Origin of the sequence: Micromonospora sp. KLBMP9576 (assembly GCF_050941805.1) — a bacterium.
GTDB lineage: Bacteria > Actinomycetota > Actinomycetes > Mycobacteriales > Micromonosporaceae > Micromonospora.
The window spans coordinates 4,244,599-4,266,739 of record NZ_CP194567.1 but is presented as its reverse complement, the minus strand read 5'-3'; the positions used below and the strand labels follow the sequence as shown (position 1 = coordinate 4,266,739).

Sequence of the window (22,141 nt, the reverse complement as noted above, 5' to 3'; positions counted from 1 at the left end):
AGACAGGGTGGGGCAAGGTCCGGAACCATCCGCCGGGGAGGTGTCGGCGCACCGCCGGCGCCGGTTCGACGTCCGGGTCGTGCCGCACCGCCGCCGCTCGCCGTTCCGGCTGCGGGACTGGCGGATGCGCACGAAGCTCGCCACCGTGCTGGTCATCCCGTCGGTCGCGTTCCTGGTGCTGGCCGGCGTGCAGACGCACACCCTGGTCGGGCGGACGACGGCCCTGGGCGACTTCGCCCAGCAGGTGGGCATCGGCCGGGAGATCGTCGCGGCGGTGCACCAGCTCCAGGAGGAACGCGACCAGGCCGCCGGCGAGCTGGGTGAGCTGCGCCGCGGTGGGGCGGGCGCCGACGACCGGGACGCGGCGATCGTGGTGCTGAAGCCGTTGCAGAACGCCGTCGACCAGGCGCTGCGCGACCTGCGCCGGGCCGCCGAGCCGCTGACCGACGCGGACGCCGCCTGGCGGGTCGCCTACTCGCAGGTGCTGGAGGCCTACGACCAGGTCATCTACATCCGGGCCGCGATCCCTCCGGCGGTGCTCGGCACCGACACCATCCTCGGCCACTACCACCGGGCCGTCGACGCGCTGCTGCGCCTGCTCGCCCAGCCCTCGCCGGGCGAGGACCGGCCCGCCCTCAGCGACGCGGTGCTGCGCTACGTGCAGCTCGCCCGGGTCAAGGAGCTCTCCTCACGGGTGCGGGCGGAGCTCTACGAGGCCGCCCGCGCCGGCCGGTACGGCGTGGAGGACCAGGTGGTCCTGACCGACCTACGCGCCCAGCAACTGACCGCGTTGGGCGCGTTCCGGGCCGCCGCCACCGCCGAGCAGATCGGCCGCTACGACGAGACCTCGGCGGACCCGGCGTTCCTGGGCGCCGGCCGGCTGGAGGAACAGAGCCTGCTGGCCGGCACCGCCGCGCCGGCCGTGCTGCCGGCCACGCAGTGGTGGGCGGCGGGCGGGCAGCGTCAGGAGCTGCTGCGCCGGGTCGAGGCGTCCGTGCTCGACGACGCCGTGCGCCAGGCCGACGAGGTGAGCGCGACGCAGTTGCGTACGACCCTGCTGGTCGTCGGCGGCATCGTCGCGGTGCTGCTGGTCGCCCTGCTCATCTCCGTGCTCGTCGGCCGCTCGATCGCCCGGTCCATGCGGCTGCTGCGCGGGCAGGCGTTGCGGATCGCCCAGCTGGAGCTGCCGGACGCCCTCGACCGGCTGCGTACCGTGACGGGGGGCGTGCCCACGATCGAGGTCGCGCCGGCGGTGGTCCGGTCGCTCGACGAGATCGGCGAGCTGGCGGAGGCGTTCGTCGCGGTGCACCGCAGCGCGGTCAACGTCGCAGTCGAGCAGGCCACCACCCGCCGCAACGTCAACGCGATGTTCGTCAACCTCGCCCGGCGCAGCCAGGTGCTGGTGGAGCGTCAGTTGGAACTGCTCGATGACCTGGAGCGTGAGGAGAGCGATCCGGGGCAGTTGGAGAACCTGTTCAAGCTCGACCATCTGGCCGCTCGGATGCGGCGCAACGACGACAGCCTGCTGGTGCTGGCCGGCACCGAGTCGACGCGCCGGTGGAACCGGCCGGTGGGGCTCGGTGCGGTGCTGCTCGCCGCCAGCGCCGAGATCGAGCAGTATCAGCGGGTCCGGCACGCGGCGGTGGCGGACCTGCACGTCGTCGGCCACGCCGTCGCCGAGCTGATCCACGTCCTCGCCGAGCTGCTCGAGAACGCCACCGCCTTCTCCCGACCCGACACGGTCGTGGCGGTCACCGCCCGGGCCGACGGCGCCGGGGCCGTCGTCGAGGTCACCGACCAGGGGCTCGGGATGAGCCCGGCCGCGCTGGCCGAGGCGAACGCCGTCCTCGCCACCCCACCGGCCGCCGACGTGGCGGCCGTGGAGCGGATGGGGCTGTTCGTGGTCAGTCACCTGGCCGCCCGGCTCGGCGTGGAGGTGCGCCTGGCCGGCGGGGAGGACGGCCTCGTCGCCCGGGTGCGGTTGCCCGCCGACCTGCTGGCGTCGGCGCCGCAGCGGGAGGTGTCGGTGCCGACGCGGATGCGCGTCGCCGTGGCCGCCGGCGTGACCGGGGACCCGACGCGGGCTTCCGGCGTGCCGCCGGTGGCGGGGTGGGCCGGGGCGTTGCCGGTGGCCGGGCGCCGTCCGGAGGCCCCGTCCCGGCCGGCCCCGTCCGCGCCGACGCCGGTCCCGGCGCGGGCCGGGGAGACGCTCGCCCCGGTGGCGGGGGCGAGCGCGTCGGCGGGTGGGGGCTGGTGGTCCCGGCAGGGGCCGGCAGGCGGTCCGGTCCCGCAGGGCTCGCCCACGCCGCCGGCGGTGCCGGTCACCGGCGGAACCAACGAGCGCGGCCTGCCCGTCCGGGTGCCGATGGCGCAGCTCTCCGCCGTCACCGGGCCGGCGCAGCCGCAGCCGCAGCGCTCGGCGGTGCGCCAGGACCCGGACCCGGAGGCGGTCGGCGGCATGCTGTCCCGGTTCTACGGCGGGGTGCGGCGGGCCGAGGCCGAGGAGACCATGGAGATCTTCATGCCGCCGGGCGGCGTACGCACCGAAGGGGGACAGCGATGACGACGTTGAGTCGGGAGGCCCGCGACCTGAGCTGGCTGGTCAGCGGGTTCACGGAGCGGGTGCCGGGGGTGGTGCACGCCATCGTGGTCTCCTCCGACGGCCTGCTGGTCGCGATCTCCGAGCACCTGCCGCGCGACCACGCGGACAAGCTCGCCGCGGTGACCTCCGGGTTGATGAGCATCACCGCGGGCGCGGCCCAGATGTTCGACGGGGACGTGGTCAAGCAGACGGTCGTCGAGATGGGGCGCGGCTACTTCCTGGTCATGCAGGTGCGCGACGGGTCCATCCTGGCGACCCTGGCCGGCACGGACGCCGACATCGGGGTGGTCGGCTACGAGATGGCGCGGCTGGCCAAGCAGGCGGGGGAGATGCTCACCCCGGCGCTGCGGGCGGAGTTGCAGCGGGCCCTGCCGCGCTGACGCGGGACGTGCGGCGGGACGCCGGGGCTCGGCGGCCCGCCGCTGACGACGGGCTGACCGGCGTGCCGGCGTCCCGCTCGCCGGGGCGACGCTCAGATGCCGTTGGCCGCGATGACCCGGCGGTACCAGTGGGCGCTGCGCTTGAGCACGCGCCGCTGGGTCTGGTAGTCCACGTGGACCAGGCCCCAGCGTTCGTCGTACCCCGCGTCCCACTCGAAGTTGTCGAGCAGGGACCAGACGTGGTAGCTCTCCAGCGGCACGCCGTCGGCGATGGCGCGGTGCGCGGCGGCGAGATGGTCGCGCAGGAAGGACACGCGTCCGGCGTCGTCGACCGTCCCGTCGGCGCCGAGGGTGTCGGGGGTGGGCAGCCCGTTCTCGGTGACGGTGAGCGGGACCGGGCCGTAGTCGCGGGTGACCCGGGTCAGGATGTCGTACATGCCGTCGGGGTGGATCTGCTGCCAGGCGGCCTGCGAGGTGGGCCAGCGCGGGAGCGTCGTGCCGTCGGCGGTGACGTAGTACGGGGTGTAGTACTGCACGGCGAGCAGGTCCACCGGCGCGGCGATGGCCGCCAGGTCACCGTCGCGGATGCCGCGTGCCAGCCGGCTGTCGCCGCCGAGGTCGTCGAGCACGTCCTGGGGGTAGCGGCCGGTGAGGACCGGGTCGAGGTAGAGGCGGTTCTCGTAGCCGTCGTGAATCCGGGCCGCCCGGGCCGCCGCGGGCGAGTCGTCGGCCGGGTAGCAGGGATGCAGGTTGAGCGCCGGGCCGATCCGGCCGGCGCCGGCGGCGCGGTGTGCCGCGACGGCGAGCCCGTGGGCCAGCAGCAGGTGGTGGGCGACCAGGTACGCGGCGGCGGGGTCCTGCCGACCGGGGGCGTGGTGCCCGACGAGGTAGCCGTTCTGCACCACCGTCTTCGGCTCGTTGACGGTCAACCAGACCGGCACCCGGTCGCCGAGCGCGCGGAAGACGATCTCGGCGTAGTCGGCGAACCGCAGGGCGACGTCGCGCGACTCCCAGCCGCCGGCGTCCTGGAGGGCCTGGGGCAGGTCCCAGTGGAACAGTGTCGCCATCGGCGCGATGCCCCGCTCGTGCAGCCCGTCGACGAGGCGGCGGTAGAAGTCCAGGCCGCGTTGGTTGGGCGCGCCGGTGCCGTCGGCCTGCACGCGGGGCCAGGAGATGGAGAACCGGTAGCTGCCCAGCCCGATGTCGCGCATCAGGTCGAGGTCCTCGGCGTAGCGGTGGTAGTGGTCGGCGGCGACGTCGCCGGTGTCGCCGTTGCGGGTGCGGCCCGGCGTACGGCTGAAGGTGTCCCAGATCGACTCGCCCCGGCCGTCCTCCTTGGCCGCGCCTTCGACCTGGTACGCGGACGTCGCCGCCCCCCAGGTGAAGCCCGGCGGGAAACGCAGCCCGGCCGCGGGCGTCTCGGGCGCGCGTGTCGCGGCGGCACCGTGGCCGGCGGTGGTGTCCGGCCCGGTGCCGGGCGTGACCTCGGGGGCGGCGGGCGCGGCGCCGTGGGGCGGGCGGGGGCTGGGCATCGACATCGGTCTCTCCTTGTTTTCTGCGTGGCCACCGCCGGGCCGGGAGCGCTCCCAGCATAGGGCAGGAGTCGGGGCCGGTCGCCCTCGCCCGCGTCGGCGGGACGGCCGGGGCGGGATGCGCCCGCAGGGGGCGGGCCGGGAGCGGGTGTGCGGTGCCGCGCCGGCGCTGCGGACGGCCGGGCGCGGGCTCCCGGGGCCGCGACGTGCGCCGGGTGCCGGACGCGCGGGTGCGACGGACGCGCGCGCAGGTGTGAACGGTCTGGCCGGGGATTCGGGCGCGAGCCCGGGGCCGGGTGGTGGGCGGGCCCGGTCGGATGTACGACCGGGCCGGTCCCGTTGGCCTCTTTTCCCGTGGTGTCGGTGGGATTAGTGTGGGGACGGGGGAGGGCAACCCCCGTCCCCACCATTGCGGCACACGCACGTGCGGAATTGGCGTCCTGTCGTGCGTGTCGCGCGGGAGCCGGGCCACGCGAGTGGCTGGGGCATCCACCTCCCTCCGTGTCGGTGGGATGGCTGACGGCGGTGTCCGGGCTGGCCCGCCGTCAGCCCTTGGCTGACTTCCCGGTTCCCCGTCGGTGACGGACCGGGTGATCTCCTTGGTTGAACCCCGGTCGATGGAAGCGCTCCCATCGACCGATGTTGCGACTGTAACCTCCGTCACGCCTTTGTGAAAGCCCCAAAACGAGATCGAAACACGTTGCTGCTCCCGTGCGCTCCGGGGCATTGTGGGAGCGCTTCCATGCATGGCACACTGTCGCCACCGCGACGCGGAGCCAGATCGCGCACGCGTGGGTCGCCGAGGGCAGCCGGTCACCGGCACGGCATCCGACGCAGCCGGTGGAACCGCCGCCCCGGCAGGGGCGGCCACCGCCGGACCCCCGGCCCGGGCCGGGGCGACCACCATCCCCGGGCGCCTCGAATCCGTTCACGGGCGGGCGCCCCGCCGGGACCCTTTCGTCCCCGGCCAGGTCCGAGGAGACACCGCGCACATGAAAAATCTGGCAAGACGTCGCCGCCTGGCGATGGTCGCCGCCGCCACGCTCGTCGTGGGCGGGGTGACCCTGCCGGCAAGCGCCGCGCAGGCGGCCCCCGCCTGCGACGTGGTCTACGCGACCAACGACTGGAACACCGGCTTCACCGCCAACGTGACCATCAAGAACCTCGGTGACCCGATCAACGGCTGGACGTTGACCTTCGCCTTCCCCGGCGACCAGCGGGTGACCCAGGGCTGGTCGGCCAGGTGGAGCCAGACCGGCAACCAGGTCACGGCCACCAACGAGTCCTACAACGGCAACCTCGGCACCGGGGCCTCGACCAGCATCGGCTTCAACGGCACGCACGGCGGCGCCAACCCGAAGCCGACGTCCTTCGCGGTCAACGGCGTTACCTGCGGCGGCACCCAGCAGCAGCCGCCGACGGTCGGGCTGAGCGTGCCGGCCGGTCCCTTCGAGGCCCCCGCCGACGTGCCGCTGAGCGCCACCGCCAGCGACCCGGACGGGACGATCACCAAGGTCGAGTTCTACCGCAACGGCCTGCTGGTCAACACCGACACCACGGCACCGTACGGCTACACGCTGGAGGACCTGCCCGCTGGCGCGTACACGGTGCAGGCCAAGGCGTACGACAACGCGAACCTGACCGCCACCGCGGAGAAGGCCTTCACCGTCACCGCGGCCTCCGGGCCGGTGCTGGTCGCCACCCCGTCGGCGGTGAGCGTGGCCGAGGGCGGCAGCTCGACGGTCAACCTCAAACTCAGCGCCGCGCCGGCGGCCAACGTGGCGGTGTCCCTCGCCCGCAGCGGCGACACCGACATCACCGTCTCGCCGGCCTCGGTGACGCTGACTCCGAGCAACTGGAACACCGGGGCGAGCGTCACCGTCGCGGCGGCCGAGGACGCCGACACGCTCGGCGGCACCGCCACCCTGACCGCCTCGGCCACCGGCTACGCGCCGCTGGCGATCACCGCCACCGAGGTCGACAACGACACCGGCGGCGGGGACAACACCTGGGTCACCCGGTTCCTCGACCAGTACGGCAAGATCAAGAATGCCGGCTACTTCAGCCCCGAGGGCGTGCCGTACCACTCCATCGAGACGCTCATCGTCGAGGCGCCCGACCACGGCCACGAGACCACGTCGGAGGCGTTCAGCTTCTGGCTCTGGCTGGAGGCCCAGTACGGGCGGGTGACCCAGAACTGGGCGCCGTTCAACAACGCCTGGACGGTGACGGAGAAGTACATCATCCCGTCGCACGCCGACCAGCCGACGGCCGGCTCGGCCGGCACCGCGCAGTACGCCGCCGAGCACGACCTGCCCAGCCAGTACCCGTCGGCGCTGGAGCCGTCCGTGCCGGTCGGTCAGGACCCGCTGCGCTCCGAGTTGCAGAACACCTACGGCACCGGCGACATCTACGGCATGCACTGGCTGCTCGACGTCGACAACACCTACGGCTACGGCCGCTGCGGCGACGGCACCACCCGGCCGGCGTACATCAACACCTTCCAGCGCGGCACCCAGGAGTCGGTGTGGGAGACCGTGCCGCAGCCGTCCTGCGACACCTTCGCCCACGGCGGTCGCAACGGCTACCTGGACCTGTTCGTCAAGGAGGCGAACGCGCCGGCCAAGCAGTGGAAGTACACGAACGCCCCCGACGCCGACGCGCGCGCCGTGCAGGCCGCGTACTGGGCCCTGACCTGGGCCAAGGAGCAGGGCAAGGAGGCCGACGTGGCGGCCACCGTGGCCAAGGCCGCCAAGATGGGCGACTACCTGCGCTACGCCATGTTCGACAAGTACTTCAAGAAGATCGGCAACTGCGTCGGGGCGTCGGCCTGCCCGGCCGGCACCGGCAAGGACTCGGCGCACTACCTGATGTCCTGGTACTACGCCTGGGGCGGCGCGTACGAGCCGAACCAGAACTGGTCGTGGCGCATCGGCTCCAGCCACAACCACTTCGGCTACCAGAACCCCTTCGCGGCCTGGGCGCTGACCAACGTCAACGAGCTCAAGCCGAAGTCGCCGACCGCGGTCACCGACTGGACGAAGAGCATGGAGCGGCAGCTGGAGTTCTACACCTGGCTCCAGTCCGCCGAGGGCGGCATCGCCGGCGGTGCGACCAACAGCTGGGGCGGCAACTACGGCCAGCCCCCGGCCGGCACGTCGACCTTCTACGGCATGTACTACGACGTCGACCCGGTCTACAACGACCCGCCGTCGAACCAGTGGTTCGGCATGCAGGCCTGGTCGATGCAGCGCATCGCCGAGTTGTACCTGGAGACCGGCAACGCCAAGGCCAAGGCGCTGCTCGACAAGTGGGTGCCGTGGGCCATCGCCAACACCACGCTGGGCGCCAACTGGTCGATCCCGTCGGACATGAAGTGGACCGGCCAGCCGACCACCTGGAACCCGGCGAACCCGCAGCCCAACACCAACCTGCACGTCGAGGTCACGGTCAAGGGACAGGACGTCGGCATCGCCGCCGCCTACGCCCGCACCCTGATCGCGTACGCGGCGAAGTCGGGCAACGCGGCGGCGAAGACCACCGCCAAGGGGCTGCTGGACGCCCTGCACACCGCCAGCGACGCCCAGGGCGTCTCCACTGTGGAGAAGCGTGGCGACTACCGTCGCTTCGACGACGTCTACGACGCCGGCACCGGCCAGGGCCTCTACGTGCCGCCGGGCTGGACGGGGACGATGCCCAACGGTGACGCCGTCGCCGCGGGCAAGAGCTTCCTCGACATCCGCTCGTTCTACAAGAACGACCCGGCCTGGCCGAAGGTCAAGGCGTACCTCGACGGTGGTCCCGAGCCGGAGTTCAAGTACCACCGGTTCTGGGCGCAGGCGGACGTCGCCATGGCGTACGCCGACTACGGCAAGCTCTTCCCCAACGGCTGAACCGGCTCCCGTGGGTGGGCGGCCCGTCCGCCCACCCACGGCCCCGGGCCAGGGGCGCCCACCCACCCGGATACGCACCGGGCGCGAAAACGCCCGAAAAACCGGCCACCACGGGATCACGGGTGGCACCGGGACGGAGTAACGTACGTCACCGGAGAGGCCGCTCCCCCCGTGGCGGCCTCTCCCTTATCTTGTCGTCGGTTCCGCCGCTTCCGCCGGCGCGACGACCGGGTGGCGCAGCCCCGGATGACCGGCCGGCAGCGACCGGCGCAGCACCACCCAGCTCACCGCGAGCGCCCCCGCCACCAGCGGCCACGACAGCGCGACCCGGGCCACCGTCAGCGCGACCACCTGACCGCCGAGCCACAGCGGCAGGAACACCGCCACCCGCACCACATAGGTCGCCGCCCAGACCCAGCTGGCCCGGCCGTACCCGCGCAGCAACGTCGGATCCCGCCGCCACCGGGTCCGCTGACCCAGCGCGACACCCACCACCACCCCGAGCAGCGGCCAGCGCACCACGATGCTGACCGCCCAGGCCAGCGCGCTCGCCGCGTTCGACAGCAACTGGACGAGGAAGAAGTCCTCGGCGCGGCCGGTGCGCAGCGCGACCAGCGCGGCCACGCAGACAGCCAGCAGCCCGACCAGCACCGAACGCGGCCGGTCGCCCCGGTGCAGCCGCCAACCGGCCAGCGCGGTGCCGGCGACCACCGCCGCGCCCACCCCGCCCCACAGCCCGCCGAGCAGCCAACCGAGCGCGAACGCCACCGGCGGCAGGCTGGCGTCGACGGCGCCCCGACGCCCGCCGAGCAACTCCGCGAGCGTCTCCGGCCGGTCCGCCGGGGTCGTTCGACCCTCCGGTGCACGCCTCACCGCCGCCTCCTCACGTCCGTCACCAACCTATCCGTGGCGAACGGCAGGGCATTGGTCGACCGGCTGGTGGCTGCCGCTACGGTGTGCGGGTGCGAGCGACGGCAAGAGGTTGGACCGCGGTCTGGTTGGTCGTCCTGGCCATGGCCCAGGCGGCGGCCTTCATCGCCGTGTGGCGGGTCGCGATGCACGGCGAGGTCGGCCAGTGGGTCGACACCGTCGCCCTGACCGGCAACCGGATCGGACAGGACCGCATCGACGGGCCGGTGGACCGGATCCTCAACGCCATGTCCATCGTCTCGCTGCTGGCGGCGACCGCGGTGATCGGCTTCATCGCCCTGATCCGGGGCCGCATCGCCCTCGCCGTCACGGCCACCCTGCTGATCGGCGGCGCCAACGCCACCACCCAACTGCTCAAGTACGGCCTGGTCCGGCCCGACTTCGGCATCGACCCCGAGCGGATCTACGCCGGCAACAGCCTGCCCAGCGGGCACGCCACGGTCGCGGCCTCCGTCGCGGTGGCCCTGGTGCTCGTCCTGCCGCGCACGGTACGGGTGTTCGGCGCGTTCCTCGGTGCCGGCTACGCCGCGATCGCCGGGGTGGCCACCCTCTCCGCCGGCTGGCACCGGCCCAGCGACGCGGTGGCCGCGTTCCTGGTGGTCGGGGTCTGGGCTGCGCTGGCCGGGCTGGTGCTGCTGATCACCCAGCGGGAACAGGCGCAGGTGGAGTCGGCCGACGCCCACCGGGTCGCCGCGACGGTGCTCGGCATCGGCGGCGTGCTGGCGGTGGTGGGCTGCGGCCTCGCCCTCGCCTGGCTGGTCGACCTGCGTGGCACCCCACCCGCCGAACTGGGCCGCCGGCCGCTCTTCGTCGCCTACGCCGGCAGCGCCGCCGGGATCGCCGGCACCATGGGCGTGGTGATGGCGCTGGTGCTCACGGCCGTGCACCGGCTGGTGCCCCGGGTCAAGGGCTGACCGCTCAACGGGAGTAGGTGCCGACCATCGTCCCGCTCGCGACGTCCCGCTCGACGAGCAGGCGGTGCACCTCGTCCGCCCGGGGTGCCCCGGGCAGCTCCAGCGGCGGCGACACGTTGCCGCCCTCCTTCGAGAAGCGGGTCGGCAGCATGTCGTGGTCGTTGAACGCGGTGCTGCGCAGCATGATCCCGGCCATCCCTGGCGCTCCTCTCGTCGGCCCGGCCGGGACGACGCCGAAACGGCGGGCGGCGCGCGAGACCCGGTGTGAGAGGGTGCGAGCGCGTAAGGGCGAAAGGCGCGGACGGGGGAGGACCATGGCGGGCGTACGGGCGGCGTTCCGGAACGAGTGCGCGCGACTGGGCGAGGCGCTGCGCGGCGTCGACGAGGCGGACCTCGACCGTCCGACCGACTGCCGGCCGTGGACGGTGCGCGAGCTGCTGGCCCACGTACGCACCGGCGCGGGCCGGCTGGTCGACATGCTCGCCGCGCCGGCCCCGCCCCGCGCCGCTGTCGACGCCGCCACCTACTACGGCGCCGCCAAGTTCACCCCGCGCGTGGACGCCGCCCGCGTCGACAGCGGCCGGCGGGAGGCCCGGGAACTCGACGGTCCGGCCTTGGTGGCCGACTTCGACCGGGCCTGGCGGGCCGCCCTCGACGCCGTCGACGCCGCACCGCCGGGTCGGGTGGTACGCACCCGGCACGGTGACGCGATGGCACTCGACGAGTTCCTGCGTACCCGGGTGGTGGAGGTCGGCGTGCACGGCCTGGACCTCGCGGCGGCACTGGACCGGCGGCCGTGGCTGACGCCGAGCGCCGCGGATGTCGTCGCCGACCTGCTCACCGGCGGGCGGGCGGTCCCGCCCGGGCTGGGCTGGGACCGGCTCACACTGATCCGCAAGGCGACCGGCCGGGCCCGCCTCACGGACCGTGAGCGGGTCGTCGCCGACGCCGCCGGCTTCCGCTGGCTCGCCTTCGCCGGCTGATCCGGGCAGGTCCCCGCCGTCCCGCAGGGCCCATGCGCCGCCGCCCCGCGGACCCGTCCCCGCCGCCCCGCGAGGTCTGGACCGGATGCCCCTAGGCCGGGACCGGGGCGCCGCCCGGCGGGCGGGTCAGGCGTCCGCGCCGAGCGGGTCAGCCGCCGGGCGCGGAGCGGGCACGTGCGGGGCGGCCTTGCGCAGGTGGTCCAGCACGACCGGGTCGATCCGGCCGGGCACCAGGCGCTCCTCCAGATTCTCCAGGCCGGCCCAGGAGAAGAGCGCCTCCTCCGGTCGCGCCGGGTCGACCTCGTGACCGAGCGCACCCAGCAGCGCGCCGACCTCGGCGGCGACCACGCCCGTCAGGTCGAGCAGGGTGGCCGGGTCGGGCCGGCTGAAGAGCAGGGTGTGCATCGCGAGCAGTCGGCCCAGCTCGGTCACCGGATCGGGGTGGTCGTCGATCCGCAGGTCGACCAGCACGTCGCCGGTGCCGTCGTACCCGCCGCCGCGCTCGACCACCAGCAGCCCGGCGCTCTGCCGGCCGCGCCGGTCGCCGCCGGCCCGGTCCCCGGCGCGCAGCGCGGCCAGCAGCCGGTCGGCGAACGGCAGCGCGGCCCCGCCCAGCCAGGCGTCCCGGATCGCGTCGATCACCTGCGGGCCGACCAGGATGTTGCCCTGCGCCGCCCAGCCGTCGCCGGCCTGGCCGCCGGCCCAGGGGTGGCAGGTCGGCCCGGTCCAGGTCGCGCCGGGGCCGGTGACGGCGACCACGCCGAGCTGGCGGTGGTCCCGGTCCGCGTCGGCGGCGACCAGCCCGGCCACCACATCGGCCGCGGCCACCCCGGTGCGCAGCAGCGTCAGCCCCTGCGGACGGTAGGCGAGGTTGACGTGCGCCTGGGTGGCGAGCGCGCCGACCTCGGCCTCGGCGGCCGGCACCAGCGCCCCGGCGGCCAGGAACCGGCTGGCCACGACGACGCCGTGCCGGCGGCCGTCGTCGGAGCGGGCGACGAGCGAGAAGGTCACGCATGGAGACTAGCTCGCCCCGCTGCGTGCATATCCCTCAGCTTTGATGCGGGTGGAATCCCCGACGGGATCTTGCTCTGCGGCGCGCCGAGCGGGCACGATCGACCGATGACGACGCGATGGGGCATGACCGTGCCGCTGGACGGCATTCCGCTCGCCGAGCACGCCGCGGTCTACGCGGCCCTCGACGCCGCCGGATTCACCGACGTCTGGTCCTCCGAGGTCAACGGGGCGGACGCGTTCACCCCGTTGGCGCTCGCCGCCGCCTGGCAGCCCCGGCTGCGCCTGGGCACCGCGATCGCGCCGGTCTTCACCCGGGGGCCGGGCCTGCTGGCGATGAGCGCGGCGGCGCTGGCCGACGCCGCGCCGGGCAGGTTCGCCCTCGGCATCGGCGCGTCCTCGCCGGTCGTCGTCCGCAACTGGAACGCCGTGCCGTTCGACGAGCCGTTCCGGCGCACCCGCGACGTGCTGCGCTTCCTGCGCGCGGCGCTGGCGGGAGAGACCGTGGACGAGGAGTACGACACCTTCACCGTGCGCCGCTTCGTGCTGGACCGCAAGCCGGCCGTGCCGCCGCCGGTGCTGCTGGCCGCGCTGCGCCCCGGCATGCTGCGGCTGGCCGGCACCGAGGCCGACGGGGTCATCCTCAACTGGCTCGCCGCCGCCGACGTGCCCCGGGCGCTGGCCGAGGTGGGCGAGCGGCGCCCCGGCTTCGAGGTGGTCGCCCGGATCTTCGTCTGCCCGACCGCCGACGCCGCGCACGCCCGCGCGCTGGGCCGGCGGCTGATCACCAGCTACCTCACCGTCCCCGCGTACGCCGCGTTCCACCGCTGGCTCGGCCGGGAGGAGGTGCTCGGGCCGATGTGGCGGGCCTGGGCCGCCGGGGACCGGCGCGGCGCGGGCGCGGCGGTGCCCGACGACGTGGTCGACGCGCTGGTGCTGCACGGCACGCCGGAGCACTGCCGCGAGCAGGTCCGTCGCTACGCCGACGCCGGCGTCGACGTGCCGGTGCTGGCCCTGCTGCCCACCCCCGAACTGGCCGCCGGTGGCGCGGCGGCACTGGGAGACCTCATCACCCGCCTGGGCGGGGGTGGGTCGCGGTGAACCTCACCGACCGGGTCGTGGTGATCACCGGCGGGGCCGGCGGCATCGGCTCCGCCCTGGCCCGCCGCTTCGCCGCCGAGGGCGCCGCCGCCGTGGTGGTGGCCGACCTCGACGCCGACGCGGCCCGCGCGGTGGCCGACGGTCTCGGCCCGCTCGCCCACGCCGTCGGGCTCGACGTGACCGACGAGGAGCAGGTCCGCGCGCTGGTCGCCGACACCGAGCGGCGGTACGGGCGCATCGACCTGTTCTGCGCCAACGCGGGCGTCACCACCGGCGGCGGGATGGAGGTCGACGACGCCGGCTGGGACCGCGCGTGGCGGGTGAACGTGCTCTCCCACGTCTACGCGGCCCGCGCGGTGCTGCCGGCGATGCTGGCCCGGGGCGGCGGTTACCTGCTGCACACCTGCTCGGCGGCGGGCGTGCTGACCTCGGTCGGCGACGCCCCGTACGCCACCACCAAGCACGCGGCCGTCGGCTTCGCCGAGTGGCTTTCCGTCACCTACCGCGACCAGGGTGTCCGGATCAGCGCGCTGTGCCCGCAGGGGGTGGACACGCCCATGCTCGCCGACGGGCTGGCCGCCGGGCACCTGGGCGCTCGGGTCGTGGCCGCCTCCGGCGCGGTGCTCACCGCCGACCAGGTCGCCGACGCGGCGGTCGCCGGCCTCGCCGAGGAGCGTTTCCTCATCCTTCCGCACCCCGAGGTGGCCGCCTACGCCCGGCGCAGGGCAGAGGACCCGGACGGCTGGCAGTCCGGCCTGCGCAAACTGGTCCGCCGCCTGCGCGCCTGAGGTCGCGGGGTCGGGTTCGTCGCACCGGGCGCGGGGCCTGGCTGCGCGGCGCTAGAAGCTGCTGACGAGCTTGACGAACGCGTCGTCGATCTTCGCCGGGTCGCGGGCGTCGAACGCCTTGCCCGCGGACGCCTTGGCGATCCGGTCCAGCGTCCCGAAGTCGGACTTCTCGTCGAAGGCGATGCAGAAGATCTTGATCGGTCGCTCCGGGTCCAACGCGACATCCTTCAGCAGCCGGGCGAGGTTGTTGTCCTTGGTGTACTCGTTCGTGCCGTCGGTCAGTACGACCACGGCGTTGATCCGGGACTGGTCGTAGTGATCGAGCATGTGCCGGTGTGCCGCCCGTACGGTGGCGTACAGCGCGGTCCCGCCCTCGACGTGGAGATTTCCGATCTCCCTGGTGAGCGCCTTCCGGTCGAACGGCGACAGGCGGACCTCCTCGCTGTACGGCGACTTCGGCCGCTGCGGGGTCTCCGACGAGAACGACCAGAGCGCGACCTTGTCCTCGGAGTTCAGCAGGCCGAAGCCCTTGGCGGCGGCCCTGGTCGCCACCTGGAACCTGGTCCGGTCACCGATCTTCGCGTTCATCGAACCGGACGTGTCGACGGCCACGAGGATGTTGGCCTTCTTCCGCAGCGTGCCCCAGCCGGTGAGGATCGCCTTGACCACGGTGGGATCCGGCGGGTCGAAGTAGGTGAGGTTCTCGGCCCCCCGCCCGCCGACGGCGGCGATCAGCGGGCCGGCGCGTTCCGTTCGTGGTCGCGGAACCCGTGCCGGCCGAAGCTCTGCTGCTGCGGCGGCTCCTGGAGGAACGTCAGGAAGTCGGCGGCGGCGTCACGTTGCTCCGGGCTGGCCGAGGGAAGCACCACGTACGGGTGGTCGAGGTTGAACGTGCCTTCCTTCGGATAGATCGCGACCAGCGGGACCCTCGGCTTCTCGCCCAGGGTCGGGCTCAGCTTCCCCTCGTTGTACAGGTAGACCAGTTCCTCCTGCGTCACCACCGCGCTCATGTCCGTCGGTGCCGCCGTGTCGGCGCTGGACAGGTCCGCCTCGGCGCGGTCCTTCAGCAGGTCCACGATGTCGTCGCTGTAGTGGGACACGTTGGCCTCGATGCGGCGGACGAACTGGGTCACCGCCGGATTCGCGACGTCGCTCTCGGTCAGGTCGCTGGCCCGGTTGATGGCCGCGTAGTAGCTCGCGATCGTGGCCGCCAGCCCGGAGGTGGACAGGTTCGGGTTGACCTTGCCGAAGCTGAACCGCCCCCAGTCGGGGCGACCGAAGGCGGCCCAGCCCGTGCGCCCGGACGAGCCCAGGACCTCACCCCAGCCGAGTGGGCCCTGTTGCTGGAGGTGCCTGCCCTTCGACTGCGGCATGGCGATCACCAGCGGGCTGTTCGCGATCGACGGGTGCCGGCCGGCGGTCTGTGCCGGGCGTCCGGCGGCCTCGTCCAGCAACGTCAACTGCCCGGTCCACAGGCTCGACGTCGGCAACCACACCTGCGGCCGTGGCAGGTTGGGCTGCTTGACCGCCCAGTCGCCGGCCAGCGCGGCCGTCGAGGCGCCGGAGGCGAGGCCGTGCACGGTCACCACGGCGCACCGGCCGTCGACTCGCCGATCGCTCCTGTTGTAGCGTTCCGCCAGCTCGCCGAGCAGCACGTCCTTCTCGATCGACGCGCTGACCTCCAGCGGCGTGCACCCGGCGTCCGCCGCCGGTCGGACGATCAGGTAGGCCGCCGCGATGACCGCGGATCCGGCCAGGATGGCCGCGGTGTACGGCAGCCACGGCCGGGCGGTCGGTCGACCTGAAACCATCTGGTCCTCCAGGGGTGCGGTGATGGCGTCGGCGATGGCCTGCCGGGTCGCCCGCCGCCCGGCCGCCGTGTGCGTCCCTGCCCGGGTGGACGACGCCCCGGCCACCCGCTGAGCTGGCAGGGCCCCGCCGTGCGCGGATCACCCGGACGCGGCGGCGTGGTGCCCGGCCAGCCCAGCCGTCCGACCCCACCGAAACCTTGACGAGCCGCGCCGGTGCGACGGACGACACAGGTATGGTGTCACGGCCCGTCAGCCCGAAAGTCACTCGCGTCCGGCGTGTCGTGCCGTCTCCCGGCTCGACCGGACGCAACGATGACGGTGCATCCGTCACGCGGGCGGGCGGTGGGTGGTTCGTCCGCCGGCAGCCGGTCGCGGAGCCCGTGCCGCAGCGCCGTTCACAGTCGGACGACCTGACCCACGCGCGGCGGCGTCCGGCCGGCGAGGACTTCCAGCCAGGCGCGCTGCAGGGCGTCGGGCCCGGATCCGGTCCGGACGTCGAGCCATCCGCCCACGACCCCGGCGAACCGTTGCCAGGCGTCGGTGAACCGCCGGTCTAGCCCGTCGCGGCCCCAGTCCTGGCGGCGCTTGCGCATCTGCACCGGGGCGAAGAACACCTCTCCGGCGGCGTCGGCGTTCGGGATCCGGGTGGTGAGTCCGACCGCGACGTCCCGCACGAGCCGGTCGCCGAGATGCTCCCGCAGGGCGGCCCGGGTGGCGGGCGCGCCGGACAGGTCGAGATAGGCGGTCGGTACGGCGTCGAGGGAGTGGACGTCGTCGTAGGAGACCACGTCGTCGTAGCAGCCGAGCGACCGGGTGAACGCGAGGTTGCCGGGTGAGGTGAGCCCCACCAGACGCGGGCCCCGGCCGTGCAGCTCGAAGGCGGCGGCGTACGCGGTCTTGCTCGACGCCGACGACAGCACCAGCGACCGCGCCCCGTGGAAGTCGTTGTCGACGACCTGGTCGGCCAGCATGAAGGAGGTGAAGAAGAGCGGCCGGAACAGGACCAGCAGGTCCTCCTGGTCCTCCCGGTACGCCGGGTCGCCGGTGGTCGCCCGGTACACGTTGTACGGCGAGGGCAGGTCGGCCCGGTGCGCGCTCGCGTCGCGGAACCCGGAGGCGTCCACCCGGTCCGGACGCACCACCAGGTGACCCGCCGGCGGGAGGTAGCCGTAGACCCGCTGCCCCGCCGTGACCCCCTCTACCGTGGACTCGACCACCTCGGCGAAGCCCCACAGCGGCGGGAGCCCCCACTGCGGGCCGAGCCCGCGGGGGCCGGGCGGGAAGAACTCCCAGTACCGCATGGAGTCGCCGAGCACCGCATAGGTGACGTTGTTGGCGGTCAGGCCGACGCGGTCCACCCGCAGCAGTGCCTCGCCGTCGGCGAGGGTGGGCGTCGTGGCGTCGACGAGGGTGGTCCGGCTCAGGTCGTCACGGGCCACGGCGAAGGTCCAGGAAGCAGGCATGGGCCGACGCTAGGCAGCCCCGACGGGCGAGACAAGTGCACTGCGAGTGCAAAATCCCACTCGGCGGCCGGGTTGACGGGACGCCGGTTCAGCGAGGCCAGCGGAGGGGACCGGGGCGTACGGACCACAGGAGACGCCGCCACCAGGGGCGGGCGGCGCGCAGCGCGGCGACGTAGTCGCCGGCCGTCGTGGCGGCCCGGGCCGCCTGCTGCGCGCTGGCCGTACCCGGGGCGAACGCCGTCTGGTTGAGCAGCCCCGCCAACTCGTCGACCCCCGCCTCGAGGTCCCCGCCGCCGGCCGGGTGGCCGGCCGTCCCGGCGCGGGCCTCCGCGACGGCCCGGCGGGCGTGCACGGCGACCTCGGTGGCGGAAAGGTCCCCCCGGACCGGCCGACCGGCCAGCCGCAGCGCGTCGGTGACCTCCCGCCAGGCGCCGGCGATCCGCTGGCCGGGGTCGCCCCGTTCCAGCCGCCCCCGGGTCAGTGCCCGGCGCATCAGCAGCAGGACGAGCAGCGCGGCCACGACCAGCAGCAGCATGCCGCCCGTCCCGCCGCCCACCAGCAGCGCCCTCGACGGCCCACCGCCCCCGGCCGGCCCGCCCGGCCCGGCCACCGGCTCCGGGGTCGCGGTCGGCTCGACCGTCGGCTCCGGCACCTCCGACGGGGGCGGATCGTCCGGTGCGGGGCGGAAATCCTCCTCCACCGGGCGCGGCTCCTCGTCGGGGCGGGGCAGCGGGTCGAACGGCACCCAGCCCAGGCCCTCGAAGAGCACCTCCGGCCAGGCGTACGCGTCGCCGGCCCGGACCGGGCCGTCGCCGGCGGCGCGGAAACCCACCACCACCCGGGTCGGTAGCCCCGTCAACCGGCCCAGCACGGCGAACGCCGCCGCGAACTGCTCCGAGGTGCCCCGCTGCCCGCCGGCGTCGCGGGGTCCGAAGAGGAAGAAACCCAGATTCGGGTACGCGTGCCCGCTCGGCGCGTCCGCGACGAGGCGGTAGTGCTCGGCGAGGAACTGCTCCACGGCGGCGGCCCGCGCATAGGGGGCGCCGTTGGACTCGGCGAGCTGGGCGGCGAGCCGGCGCACCGGTTCGGGCACCCCGTCCGCGACCCGCAGCACCCGGGCCACCTCCTCGCCGGCCGGCACGTCCGCCGTGCCGAGCAGGTTGCCGTCGGGGCTCTCCAGCGCCGAGGACACCGTGTAACGCAACCCGGGGACCAGACCCTCCGGTCGGATCAGCGTCCCGGTCGACGGGTCGTACGCCACCCGGGCGCCGGTGACCTCGCGCGGGGTGGCGACGGCGGGCAGCAACCGGCCGCTGAGCCCGGCGACGGTGATCTCCTGCCGTACCGTCTCCACGGTGCTGTCCGGGGCCGGCGCCGTCGCGGGCAGGATCCGCCCCGCGTTGCGGTACGTCGCGCCGACCCGCCAGGTGACCCCGTCGTAGTCACTGAGCACGGCCAGCCGGATCGGCACCGGGGGGTCGGCGCCGCCCGGCGCGGGAGCGGCACCCGGCTCCGGGGCGGTGACCGGCCCGCCCGAACGGTACGTCCGTACGTCGAGCAACTGCTGTCGCGGGTTCAGCGCCCAGCCGGAGATGCGGATCAGCGGATTCTCGTCGAGCGTCTCCACCCGCGGCGGCTCGACGTAGCGCCGGGGGTCCACCGGCCGGCCGTCGACCTGGCCGGCGACCAGCGGGCCGAGCAGCGCGGCCAGCCCGACCACCACGGCCAGCCCGGCGGCGGAGGCGGCGGCGGTCCGGGCCCGCACGGCGGCCCGGACCGCCGGCGTCAGTCCCGCCGCCAGATCGGCCGCCGGGTCGGCGCCGGCGGTGGCAGCCCGGCCGGCCGGCACCGCCAGGCCGAGCACCGCCACGGCCACGAAGGCAAGCGTCGGCCCGATGGCCGGATCGGCGTTCGGGCCGACGACGTAGAGCGCGGCGACGTAGAGCAGCGCCGGCGGGAGGTAGCCGGCCAGCCTCCTGCCGGCCCGCAGCGCCACCTCCGCCGCGGTGAGACCGGCCAGCCACGTGGCGACCAGCGGCACCAGCACCGTGTCGGGCGTCGGCTCCACCGGGATCATCGCCGTCAGCAGCCGGGGGATGCCGTTCGCGGCGGCGTCCGCGCCGACCTCGGCCAGCCCGCCGGGCAGCCCCGCCCGACCGGCGGTGAACCAGAGCGACCAGGCCGTCCACGCGGCCATCGCGAGCACCGAGACGGGGGCGACCAGCCACGAGGGCAGCCGGCGGGCGGCCACGCTGATCAGCACCGAGCCCGCCGCGGCCCCGAGGACCAGCAGGGTCAGCAGCGCGCCGGCGTAGACCCGGCCGAGCACCACGCCGGCCAGGCCGATCATCGCGATCAGCGCCAACGGCGCGGGTGCCTCCCGCAACACCCGCGTCAGCGCTCGCCGCGGCCCGCGGGCCCGGCCGCGACCGGCCGCCCCGTTCGTCCCGTCGCCGGCCGTCGCTCCGCCGTCGCCGGTCCGCGCTGCCGGGCCCTCGGACGCCGTCACCACCTGCGCACCCCATCCCACTCGGCGGCGAACGCGGCCCCGTCGGCGGCGTCGATCACCACCAGGCCGGCCGCGCCCGACGGTGCCGGCTCCGCCGCCCCGAACACCCCCACCACCACCGACGGGTACGCGGCCCGCAGCGCGCCCACCGCCCCCAGGTCGTCGCGGCCACCCGGCCCGGTGAGGAAGACCAGCGTGTCGCCGAGCCGCTCCCGCCGCAGCCGGGCGGTGGCGGGCCGCAGATCGCCGTCGTCGGCGAGCACCACCGCCGCGAGCCGGTCCAGCGGCCCCCGCGCGCCCGCGCCGCCCGCCATCTCGTCGCCTGTCGCCACGGTGCCGTCCCGGGCCGGCGGGCCGGCCGGTTCCGCCGCGACCAGCAGCAACACCACCGGCAGACCCTCGCGGTACGCGGCGACCAGCACTGAGGCGGCGGCCTCACACGCCGACTCGAACGACTCGGCCACCCCGTCGACGCGCCCCGGATGCGCGCCGGACCGGTTGTCCAGCAGCACCACGAGCCGGGGCAGGCTGGTGTCCACGTTCTCCCGCACCATCAGCTCGCCCACCCGGGCGCTGGTACGCCAGTGCACCCGGCGCAGCTCGTCACCGACCACGTACTCCCGCAGCGAGTCGAACGTGATCGACCCGTGCGGCACCCTGTCCACCCGCCCGTCCAGGCTGCGCCCCGCCCCGGTGGGCACCGCGTTCAGCGGATGCACCCGCGGGTACACCCACACGGGCACCGGTGCCCCGTACGAGCGGGCCAGCGCCACCAGGCCCAGCGGATCACGCCGGGTCACCCGCAGCGGCCCCACCGCCACCACGCCCCGCCGGGACGTCGGCACGTCGTAGCGGACCGTGGTGTCCCTACCCGGGCGCAGCCGCAGCAGCGGCACCGGGACCGCCCGGTCCCCGCACCGGTCCTCGGCCACCAGGCTCGCCGCCCGCAGCCGCCCCGCGTTGCGTACGGTCAGGGTCATCGCGGCCGGCTCGCCCCGCGCCACCCGGTCCGGGTCCGCGCTGCGGCTCACCTCCAGGCGGGGCCGCCAGGCCGCCGTCAGCACCGCGTAGCCGACGGCGATGCCGGCCGCCGCCCCGAGCAGCGTCAACTCCGGGTACGCGAAGCGGAAACCGGCGCCGAGCAGCACGACGGCGGCGACGAGCAGCCCGACACAGCGGGCGGTGAGCGCGGACACCGGCGTCGCCGGTCAGCCCTGGACCGGGGCCGGCTGGCCCGAGGGGAGCGGCACCGGCACCGAGGCGACCGCCTGGCGCAGCACCTCGGCGGCCGTCACCCCACGCACCTGCGCGTCGGGGGTGAGCAGCAGCCGGTGCGCGAAGACCGGCCCGGTCAGGGACTTCAGGTCCTCCGGCATGATCCAGCCCCGCCCGTCGGTCAGCGCGTACGCGCACGCCGCCCGGGTCAGCGCGATCACGCCCCGGGGGCTGACGCCCACCCGCACCTGCGGATGGGTACGGGTGGCCGCGGCGAGCCGCACCGCGTACGCGTAGAGCGGCTCGGCGATGTGCACCCGGCGGGCCATCCGGACCATCTCCCCGAGGGTGTCCGTGTCGGTGACGGCGGTGAGCGCCTCGGGGGAGCGGACCGTCGCCCCGCGCAGCACCTCCACCTCGACGGCCTCGTCGGGATAGCCGACGGAGAGCTTCACCAGGAACCGGTCGAGCTGGGCCTCGGGCAGCCGGTAGGTGCCGTCCATCTCCACCGGGTTCTGGGTGGCCACCACCAGGAACGGCTGCGGCACCGGGTGCCGGACCCCGTCGACGGTGACGGTGCGCTCCTCCATCACCTCCAGCAGCGCCGACTGGGTCTTCGGCGACGCCCGGTTGATCTCGTCGGCGATGACGATGTTGGCGAACACCGGCCCCGGATGGAACTCGAAGCCCCGGGTGGCCTGGTTGAAGATCGTCACGCCGGACACGTCGGACGGGAGCAGGTCGGGCGTGAACTGGATGCGCCGCCACTGCCCCTTGACGGTGGCGGCGATGGCCCGGGCCAGGGTGGTCTTACCCACGCCCGGCACGTCCTCCAGCAGCACGTGCCCCTGGGCGAAGAGCGCCGTCAGCGCCAGCCGGACCACCTGCGGCTTGCCCAGCACCACCGAGTTGACGTTCTCCGCGAGCCGGGCGGCGAGGGCGGCGAAGCCCTGCACCTCCGGCTGGCTGAGCGGTTCTGCGGTGTTCACTGCGGTGGTGCTCCTCGCCT

Annotated in this window: 17 protein-coding genes; 7 read left to right on the top strand and 10 right to left on the bottom strand. The window is 74.7% G+C overall.

Annotated elements, in window-relative coordinates; genetic code table 11:
- The first annotated feature begins 7 nt into the window (after positions 1-7).
- Entirely contained in the window at positions 8-2,563 is a 2,556-nt protein-coding gene (locus ACQ452_RS18605; RefSeq protein ID WP_433386296.1) for a nitrate- and nitrite sensing domain-containing protein, read from the top strand.
- On the top strand, positions 2,560-2,982 hold the full coding sequence (locus ACQ452_RS18600; protein WP_433386294.1) for a roadblock/LC7 domain-containing protein: 423 nt from the start codon (positions 2,560-2,562) through the stop codon (positions 2,980-2,982). The genes ACQ452_RS18605 and ACQ452_RS18600 overlap by 4 nt, the downstream gene beginning before the upstream one ends.
- 92 nt (positions 2,983-3,074) lie before the next feature.
- On the opposite strand, the gene ACQ452_RS18595 is transcribed toward ACQ452_RS18600, so the two are convergent.
- The gene (locus tag ACQ452_RS18595; RefSeq protein ID WP_433386292.1) at positions 3,075-4,520 is read right to left on the bottom strand and encodes a GH1 family beta-glucosidase; all 1,446 of its coding nucleotides are present in this window, start codon (positions 4,518-4,520) and stop codon (positions 3,075-3,077) included.
- A 995-nt stretch (positions 4,521-5,515) separates the two neighbouring features.
- On the opposite strand from ACQ452_RS18595, the gene ACQ452_RS18590 reads away from it, so the two are divergent.
- Complete coding sequence (locus tag ACQ452_RS18590; protein WP_433394222.1) at positions 5,516-8,407, top strand: glycoside hydrolase family 48 protein; 2,892 nt, start codon at positions 5,516-5,518, stop codon at positions 8,405-8,407.
- A gap of 186 nt (positions 8,408-8,593) precedes the next feature.
- Here ACQ452_RS18590 and ACQ452_RS18585 read toward each other — a convergent pair whose 3' ends face one another.
- Positions 8,594-9,280 (bottom strand): DUF3159 domain-containing protein, encoded by a 687-nt coding sequence (locus tag ACQ452_RS18585; RefSeq protein WP_433386290.1) that lies wholly within the window; start codon positions 9,278-9,280, stop codon positions 8,594-8,596.
- A gap of 83 nt (positions 9,281-9,363) precedes the next feature.
- On the opposite strand from ACQ452_RS18585, the gene ACQ452_RS18580 reads away from it, so the two are divergent.
- A complete protein-coding gene (locus ACQ452_RS18580) occupies positions 9,364-10,251 on the top strand; it encodes a phosphatase PAP2 family protein (RefSeq protein WP_433386288.1) in 888 nt (295 codons plus the stop codon).
- A 4-nt stretch (positions 10,252-10,255) separates the two neighbouring features.
- Here ACQ452_RS18580 and ACQ452_RS18575 read toward each other — a convergent pair whose 3' ends face one another.
- On the bottom strand, positions 10,256-10,447 hold the full coding sequence (locus ACQ452_RS18575; RefSeq protein WP_433386286.1) for a hypothetical protein: 192 nt from the start codon (positions 10,445-10,447) through the stop codon (positions 10,256-10,258).
- Between the two features lie 118 nt (positions 10,448-10,565).
- Here ACQ452_RS18575 and ACQ452_RS18570 point away from each other — a divergent pair, with 118 nt between their 5' ends.
- Positions 10,566-11,234 (top strand): maleylpyruvate isomerase N-terminal domain-containing protein, encoded by a 669-nt coding sequence (locus tag ACQ452_RS18570; RefSeq protein ID WP_433386284.1) that lies wholly within the window; start codon positions 10,566-10,568, stop codon positions 11,232-11,234.
- A gap of 126 nt (positions 11,235-11,360) precedes the next feature.
- Here ACQ452_RS18570 and ACQ452_RS18565 read toward each other — a convergent pair whose 3' ends face one another.
- A complete protein-coding gene (locus ACQ452_RS18565) occupies positions 11,361-12,245 on the bottom strand; it encodes a DUF1028 domain-containing protein (protein ID WP_433386282.1) in 885 nt (294 codons plus the stop codon).
- 126 nt (positions 12,246-12,371) lie between these two features.
- On the opposite strand from ACQ452_RS18565, the gene ACQ452_RS18560 reads away from it, so the two are divergent.
- Positions 12,372-13,346 (top strand): LLM class F420-dependent oxidoreductase, encoded by a 975-nt coding sequence (locus ACQ452_RS18560; RefSeq protein WP_433394220.1) that lies wholly within the window; start codon positions 12,372-12,374, stop codon positions 13,344-13,346.
- A complete protein-coding gene (locus tag ACQ452_RS18555) occupies positions 13,343-14,134 on the top strand; it encodes an SDR family oxidoreductase (protein WP_433386280.1) in 792 nt (263 codons plus the stop codon). The genes ACQ452_RS18560 and ACQ452_RS18555 overlap by 4 nt, the downstream gene beginning before the upstream one ends.
- 51 nt (positions 14,135-14,185) lie before the next feature.
- Here ACQ452_RS18555 and ACQ452_RS18550 read toward each other — a convergent pair whose 3' ends face one another.
- The 6 genes from ACQ452_RS18550 to ACQ452_RS18525 form a co-directional block, all read right to left on the bottom strand.
- Positions 14,186-14,803 (bottom strand): vWA domain-containing protein, encoded by a 618-nt coding sequence (locus tag ACQ452_RS18550; RefSeq protein WP_433386278.1) that lies wholly within the window; start codon positions 14,801-14,803, stop codon positions 14,186-14,188.
- 62 nt (positions 14,804-14,865) lie between these two features.
- Positions 14,866-16,050 carry a substrate-binding domain-containing protein gene (locus ACQ452_RS18545; RefSeq protein ID WP_433386276.1) on the bottom strand — a complete coding sequence of 395 codons (1,185 nt, stop codon included), beginning with the start codon at positions 16,048-16,050 and terminating at the stop codon, positions 14,866-14,868.
- Between the two features lie 290 nt (positions 16,051-16,340).
- Positions 16,341-17,408 carry a DUF2855 family protein gene (locus tag ACQ452_RS18540; protein ID WP_433386274.1) on the bottom strand — a complete coding sequence of 356 codons (1,068 nt, stop codon included), beginning with the start codon at positions 17,406-17,408 and terminating at the stop codon, positions 16,341-16,343.
- 88 nt (positions 17,409-17,496) lie between these two features.
- Complete coding sequence (locus tag ACQ452_RS18535; protein ID WP_433386272.1) at positions 17,497-19,938, bottom strand: transglutaminaseTgpA domain-containing protein; 2,442 nt, start codon at positions 19,936-19,938, stop codon at positions 17,497-17,499.
- Positions 19,914-21,113, bottom strand: coding sequence for a DUF58 domain-containing protein (locus ACQ452_RS18530; protein WP_433386270.1), 1,200 nt, complete (start codon positions 21,111-21,113; stop codon positions 19,914-19,916). Before ACQ452_RS18530 ends, ACQ452_RS18535 begins: the two co-directional genes overlap by 25 nt.
- Positions 21,114-21,125: 12 nt before the next feature.
- Positions 21,126-22,121, bottom strand: a complete 996-nt coding sequence (locus ACQ452_RS18525; RefSeq protein ID WP_433386268.1) for an AAA family ATPase — start codon at positions 22,119-22,121, stop codon at positions 21,126-21,128.
- Positions 22,122-22,141: the final 20 nt, after the last annotated feature.